Origin of the sequence: Verrucosispora sp. SN26_14.1 (assembly GCF_004307965.1) — a bacterium.
Lineage (GTDB): Bacteria > Actinomycetota > Actinomycetes > Mycobacteriales > Micromonosporaceae > Micromonospora.
The window spans coordinates 1-5,451 of record NZ_SISL01000390.1; the positions used below are offsets into that span (position 1 = coordinate 1).

The following is a 5,451-nucleotide window of genomic DNA, read 5'->3' on the forward strand; positions in this document are numbered from 1 at the left end:
GCGGTGCTCGACGCGCTCGCCGCCGCCCCCGACCGGCTGTTCCCCGTGCGGGACCTGGCCCAGGCCACCGGCCGTCCGCGCAAGAAGATCGTCGGGGCGATGGCGGGACTGACCCGGCTGTTGAAGGCGCACTACGACTACGCGGGTCGGGGACTTCCGTTCGCCCGGGTGGACGGGCGGCCGGAGGCGCCACGGGAACTCTGCTACACCGTGGACGCGCGGCGGGCGGCATGCTGGCGCGAGGCCCGCTCGCCCCGGACACCGGAGAGCGGCTTCCCGGAACAACCCGTGCCGTCGACCGCACCGGGCCCGGCACGCCCCGCAAGCTGAACTCCGTCGGGCGCGCGCCGCGGGTAAGCAGGGGTCCCCTGCTATACACCAGGCGTTAGCAGGGGACCCCTGCTTACCCGCCCAGGGCGGTTTGTCGGGGGGTGCCGGGGGTAATCGGCGGGGCGCCGACGACAGGAGGGCGCCGTGCGGTTTCCCCTATTCGTCGCCGCGGTGTCGCGCCGGTCGGGTCTGCCGTCCGAGCAGGCCGCCGCCGTGGCCCGTGCGGTGCTGGACACCGTCGTCGAGCGGATGGCGGGCGCGGCGACGACCGCCGACCCGACCGGGTACCTGCCGGACGAGCTGACCGGCGAACTGCCCGCCGGATCCGGTCCGACCCGGCCGGCGGAGTTCCTGCGCCGGGTGGCCCAGCGGGCCGGCGTGGACGCCCCGACGGCCTCGGCCGGGGCGGAGGCGGTCTTCGCCACGCTGCGCGAGACGGTCACCGTGGACGAGTTCCGGCAACTGGTGGCGCGCCTGCGGACCTCGCCGGGTGGTCCGTTCGACGGGCCGGGCGGACGCCTGCCCTGACGCGGCACCGGCCTCGGGGCGGGGGAGGACCTGCCGCCACCCGGCACGCCCGGCCGGGCGGACCGTTTCGCGGCCCGGTGGTGTCTCCCTGCCCGTGGGGCGGTCGGGGGCAGCGGATAGGCTGCCGCCGTGGCAGGTCTGTTGAGGAGTATGGCGGCCCGTGTCGGCGCGGTGATCCCGGGTCCCCGGCGTAGCGGGCCGACCCCGGCGAAGACCGCGCGACCGCGTCAGGTCACCGCGTTGCAACGCCGCGTGCTGTCGTACGCCCCGGAGCCGGACGGTCAGGCCGACCCGGGCGAGATCGTCTGGACCTGGGTGTCCTACGAGGACGATCCCCGGCAGGGCAAGGACCGCCCGGTGCTGGTGGTCGGACGGCACAGCCGGACGCTGTTCGCGCTGATGCTGTCCAGCCGCAGCGACCGTGACGGCGAACGGCACTGGCTGGCGCTCGGGCCCGGCGAGTGGGACCGGGAGAAGCGGCCCAGCTGGGTACGGCTGGACCGGGTGCTGACCATGCGGGAGGACGGCATCCGCCGGGAGGGCGCCGTGCTGGACCGGGCCCGGTTCGACCGGGTCGGCCAGGCGTTGCGCGCCGGGTACGGCTGGCAGTGACCTTCCCGCCGGCGCTCAGCCCGATTCGGGGCGGGTGGCCGCGTGCCGGGTGTCCGGCGGCGGGTACGGCTGCTCGGCGAGCAGTCGCGCGAGGTGGGCGCTGTTGAGTGCCAGCGCCGAGGTCGTCCGGCCGGTGGTGTCGAGCTTCGGGCGTACGTCGAGGTAGTCGGTCTTGTGCAGCGCCTCGCCGACCCAGTACGTCGCCCCGGCCGCCGGGCAGGTGAAGCCGACCTCGTTGAGCGCCTGTTGCACCTGGCCGATGGTGTGGTGTGCGCCGTCCTCGTTGCCGACCACGGCCACCGCGCCGACCTTGCCGTAGGTGAGCAACCGGCCCTGCTCGTCGGTCTCGGCGAGTTCGGCGTCCAGCCGTTCCAGCACCATCTTGCACACGCTGGACGGCTGCCCCAGCCGGATCGGCGTGGCGATCACCAGGATCTGCGCGGCTCGCAGCTTCGCCCGGATGTCCGGCCAGCCGTCGCCGTCGTTTCCGGTCCGTTACCCGCCTTCGGCACGGTCACGCCCCGATTCCGGGACGGAGGTCAGCACTCGGCGAGGTGGGGGCTGTCGCGCAGTTCCCGGCGGGCCCGGCCGGCGCCGATGCCCTTGGCCTCGTACATCGCCGCGTCGGCCCGGTCGAGGGCCTCGTTGAGCTGCGCGCCCTGCACCGGTGCGAGGCCGACCGAGGCGGTCACCCGGAGGGTGACGGTGCCCAGGGGGATCGGTGCGGCGAGCATGTCGCAGAGCCGTCGGGTGGCGTGGTCGATCCAGCGGCGGTCCACCGTGGGGGTGGCCAGCAGCCCGGCGAACTCGTCCCCGCCGAGCCGGGCGACCAGGTTGTCCCCGGCGAAGGTGGCCAGCCGCTCGGCGACGCTGATCAGCACGTGGTCACCGGCGGCGTGTCCGTACCGGTCGTTGATCTGCTTGAAGTCGTCCACGTCCAGCACCACGGCGACCAGCGGGCGGCCCGCGCTGTCGGTGAGCAGTGTGGCGGCGAGGCGGTAGAAGGCACGCCGGTTCGGTAGGCCGGTCAGCGGATCGTGGCTGGCGGCGTGCCGCTCGGCGGTCAGCTCTGCCTGGAGGCGGCCGATCTCCGTCTCGGCGCGTACGGCCCGACGTCCGAGTTGCCAGGAGGAGAGCAGGGCACCGACGGCGCAGATACCGGACGCGACAGTGAGCGGATCCGGCACGCACCTCTCCCTTCGCCGCGAGCACGTCCCGCTTCCGGCCGACGGGTGTGTGCCAGACACCTCGTTTCCCCTGGTGGCGGCCGAGATCGCGTGACAGAAAGTGAGCGGATGGGCACCGCTCACTTGCGCTATCATGCTCGCTGTCCAATGCAGATGCAATAGCAGATGCACGTGCAGATGAGTTGACTCCATCCCTTTTGCCGCTACCGCTCCTCCCACGGCACCGGCGCCTACCGGAGAGAACCGACGCCACCATGCAGCAGCCCCCGAACGGCGTTCCCGTCGCCCAGTTGCCTCCCCTCGTCTGGCAGAAGAGCCAGCGCAGCAATCCCAGTGGAAACTGCGTCGAGCTGGCGGAACTGCCCGAGGGGGCGGGGATCGCCATGCGCAACTCCCGCCACCCGGAGGGGCCGGCGCTGATCTACACCGTGGACGAGATCGCCGCGTTCGTGCTCGGCGCCCGGGACGGGGATTTCGACCATCTGATCGACTGACCGTCCATCCCACGGCTGGGATTCGCCGCGCGCGGGACGGAGGTTCATCTCACTGATGGTTCATGGCATGCTTACACGTCGGTCGGACCGGTCCGTCGGTTCGATCGACGACGACGGCGTGCGGAGGGCGGCAGGTGACCATGGTTTCCGCGGAGGAGGGTCCGGCGGCGGGCCCCACCGTGCTGCGGATGCTGCTGGGTGCCCAACTGCGGCGGTTGCGTGAGTCGCGCGGGGTCACCCGGGAGAAGGCCGGCTGGGAGATCCGCTCCTCCGAGTCGAAGATCAGTCGGATGAAGCTGGGTCGGGTCGGGTTCAAGGAACGCGACGTCGCCGACCTGCTCACGCTCTACGGCGTCACCGCCGAACAGGAGCGCGGCGCGCTGCTCAAGCTGGCCCGGGGCGCCAACAACCCGGGCTGGTGGCACCGCTACGGCGACGTGCTGCCGTCGTGGTTCCAGTCGTACCTGGGCCTGGAGGCGGCGGCGGCGCTGATCCGCAGCTACGAGGTGCAGTTCGTGCCGGGCCTGTTGCAGACGCGCGAGTACGCCCGCGCCGTGGTGCTGCTCGGGCACGGCCAGGCCTCGCCGGCGGAGATCGACCGCCGGGTGGACCTGCGGATGCGTCGGCAGGAGGTGCTGCACCGGGCCAAGCCGCCCCGGCTCTGGGCGGTGGTCGACGAGGCGGCGCTGCGCCGTCCGATCGGTGGCCCGCAGGTGATGCGGGGCCAGTTGGAGGCCCTGCTCAAGGCCACCCGGACGCCGAACGTCCGGGTGCAGGTCATCCCGTTCGCCGCCGGTGGGCACGCCGCCGCCGGTGGCGCGTTCACCATCCTGCGCTTCGGCGACCAGGACCTGCCGGACATCGTCTACATCGAGCAGTTGACCAGCGCGATCTATCTGGACAAGCGCGAGGACCTCGATTTCTACGCGGTGGCGATGGAGCGGCTCTGTGTCGAGGCCGAGCCGCCGGAGCGTACGGCGGAGATCCTGGAACGGATGATCGCCGACCTCGACCCCAGCTGACCGATCCGCGCCGGGGCGGCGTGGATTGACACCTGACGAACTGCTGGCTAATCTCTGGATCGATCCAGTTACTGAATCGATCCAGAACGGGGTGGCGCATGAAACCGACCCTGCGGGCCGTCGCCGAGGCGGTCGGTGTCTCGCGCAGCACCGTCTCCAACGCCTACAGCCGTCCCGACCAGCTCTCCACCGAGTTGCGGGCACGCATCCTGGAAGCCGCCCGGCAGATGGGCTATCCCGGGCCCGACCCGACCGCACGATCGTTGCGCCGGGGCTTCGTCGGCGCCATCGGCGTGCTGTTCACCTCGCGGCTGTCGTACGCGTTCACCGATCCCTTCGCGGTCCGGTTCGTCACCGGCGTCGCCGAGGCGGCCGAACGTCATGACAGCAGCCTGTTGCTGGTGCCGTTGCCGCCGGACCCGGCCGGTGCCCGGCGGGCGGTGGAGAACGCCGCCGCCGACGGGTTCTGCGTCTACTGCGCCGGAGGCGAGGAAGGCATTCTCGACACCATCCGTGGTCGCGGACTTCCCTTCGTCACCACCTCGTCGCGGCCCCGCGCGGACGACCGGTGGGTCGGCATCGACGAGCGGGCCGCCGCTCGCTCGGTCGCCGCACACCTGGTCGACCTCGGCCACCGACGGGTCGCGCTGCTCGGCCACGACGTCCTGCCGCGCGCCGACACCGGTCTGCTACGCGTCGCCGACGTGGCCGACGTGCCGCACCCCACCACCCGCGACCGACTCGCCGGCTTCGCCGACGCCTTCGCGACCGCCGACGTGCCCTGGACCGACCTGACTGTGCTCACCGCCCAGGACAACACCCGGGACGCCGGGGCCACCGCCGCCCGCGCGCTGGCCGCCCTGGCCGAACCACCCACTGCGGTGCTGGCCGCCTCCGACGTGCTCGCCCTCGGCGCGCTCGACGCGCTGCGCGAGCAGGGCGGGCGGGGGCGACAGGTCTCCGTCACCGGCTTCGACGACATCGCCGAGGCCGCCACGGCTGGCCTGACCACGGTGCGCCAACCCGCCGAGCAGAAGGGCCGCACCGCCGCCGAACTGCTCCTCGACCCGCCCGGGGACGCCCGTGCGCGTCAGATCCTGCTGCCCACCACGCTGGTCGTCCGGACCAGTTCCGGACCTGCCCCGAGGAGCTGAACCATGGAACAGCCGACCGGCTTCGTGTTCGCCATCGACGCGGTCACCCGCCACGTCAACTCCGCCCGGCCGGACGCGCCGATCCGTCCCGATCCGCCCCGCCCCGCGCGTTTCGCCGCCGGTC

The 5,451-nt window shown here is 72.7% G+C and carries 6 protein-coding genes and 2 pseudogenes; 6 read left to right on the forward strand and 2 right to left on the reverse strand.

The features are described from left to right. The 3 genes and pseudogenes from EYA84_RS25100 to EYA84_RS25110 all read left to right on the forward strand — a co-directional run. A pseudogene (locus tag EYA84_RS25100) lies at positions 1-330 on the forward strand (hypothetical protein); the annotation flags it as partial. Between the two features lie 144 nt (positions 331-474). Further along, complete coding sequence (locus EYA84_RS25105; protein WP_131055936.1) at positions 475-858, forward strand: DUF2267 domain-containing protein; 384 nt, start codon at positions 475-477, stop codon at positions 856-858. 150 nt (positions 859-1,008) lie between these two features. Further along, positions 1,009-1,470, forward strand: coding sequence for a type II toxin-antitoxin system PemK/MazF family toxin (locus EYA84_RS25110; RefSeq protein WP_236145950.1), 462 nt, complete (start codon positions 1,009-1,011; stop codon positions 1,468-1,470). A 15-nt stretch (positions 1,471-1,485) separates the two neighbouring features. Here EYA84_RS25110 and EYA84_RS25115 read toward each other — a convergent pair. Both EYA84_RS25115 and EYA84_RS25120 read right to left on the reverse strand, forming a co-directional pair. After that, a pseudogene (locus EYA84_RS25115) lies at positions 1,486-1,941 on the reverse strand (flavodoxin family protein); the annotation flags it as partial. A 68-nt stretch (positions 1,942-2,009) separates the two neighbouring features. Continuing rightward, entirely contained in the window at positions 2,010-2,657 is a 648-nt protein-coding gene (locus tag EYA84_RS25120; protein WP_131055940.1) for a GGDEF domain-containing protein, read from the reverse strand. A gap of 254 nt (positions 2,658-2,911) precedes the next feature. Between EYA84_RS25120 and EYA84_RS25125 the strand changes: the two genes are divergently transcribed. The 3 genes from EYA84_RS25125 (at position 2,912) to EYA84_RS25135 (ending at position 5,327) form a co-directional block, all read left to right on the forward strand. After that, positions 2,912-3,151 carry a DUF397 domain-containing protein gene (locus tag EYA84_RS25125; protein WP_131055942.1) on the forward strand — a complete coding sequence of 80 codons (240 nt, stop codon included), beginning with the start codon at positions 2,912-2,914 and terminating at the stop codon, positions 3,149-3,151. A gap of 188 nt (positions 3,152-3,339) precedes the next feature. After that, positions 3,340-4,173: a helix-turn-helix domain-containing protein gene (locus EYA84_RS25130; RefSeq protein WP_394347612.1), complete on the forward strand. Its 834-nt coding sequence runs from the start codon at positions 3,340-3,342 to the stop codon at positions 4,171-4,173. Between the two features lie 98 nt (positions 4,174-4,271). Next, positions 4,272-5,327: a LacI family DNA-binding transcriptional regulator gene (locus EYA84_RS25135; RefSeq protein ID WP_131055946.1), complete on the forward strand. Its 1,056-nt coding sequence runs from the start codon at positions 4,272-4,274 to the stop codon at positions 5,325-5,327. Positions 5,328-5,451: the final 124 nt, after the last annotated feature.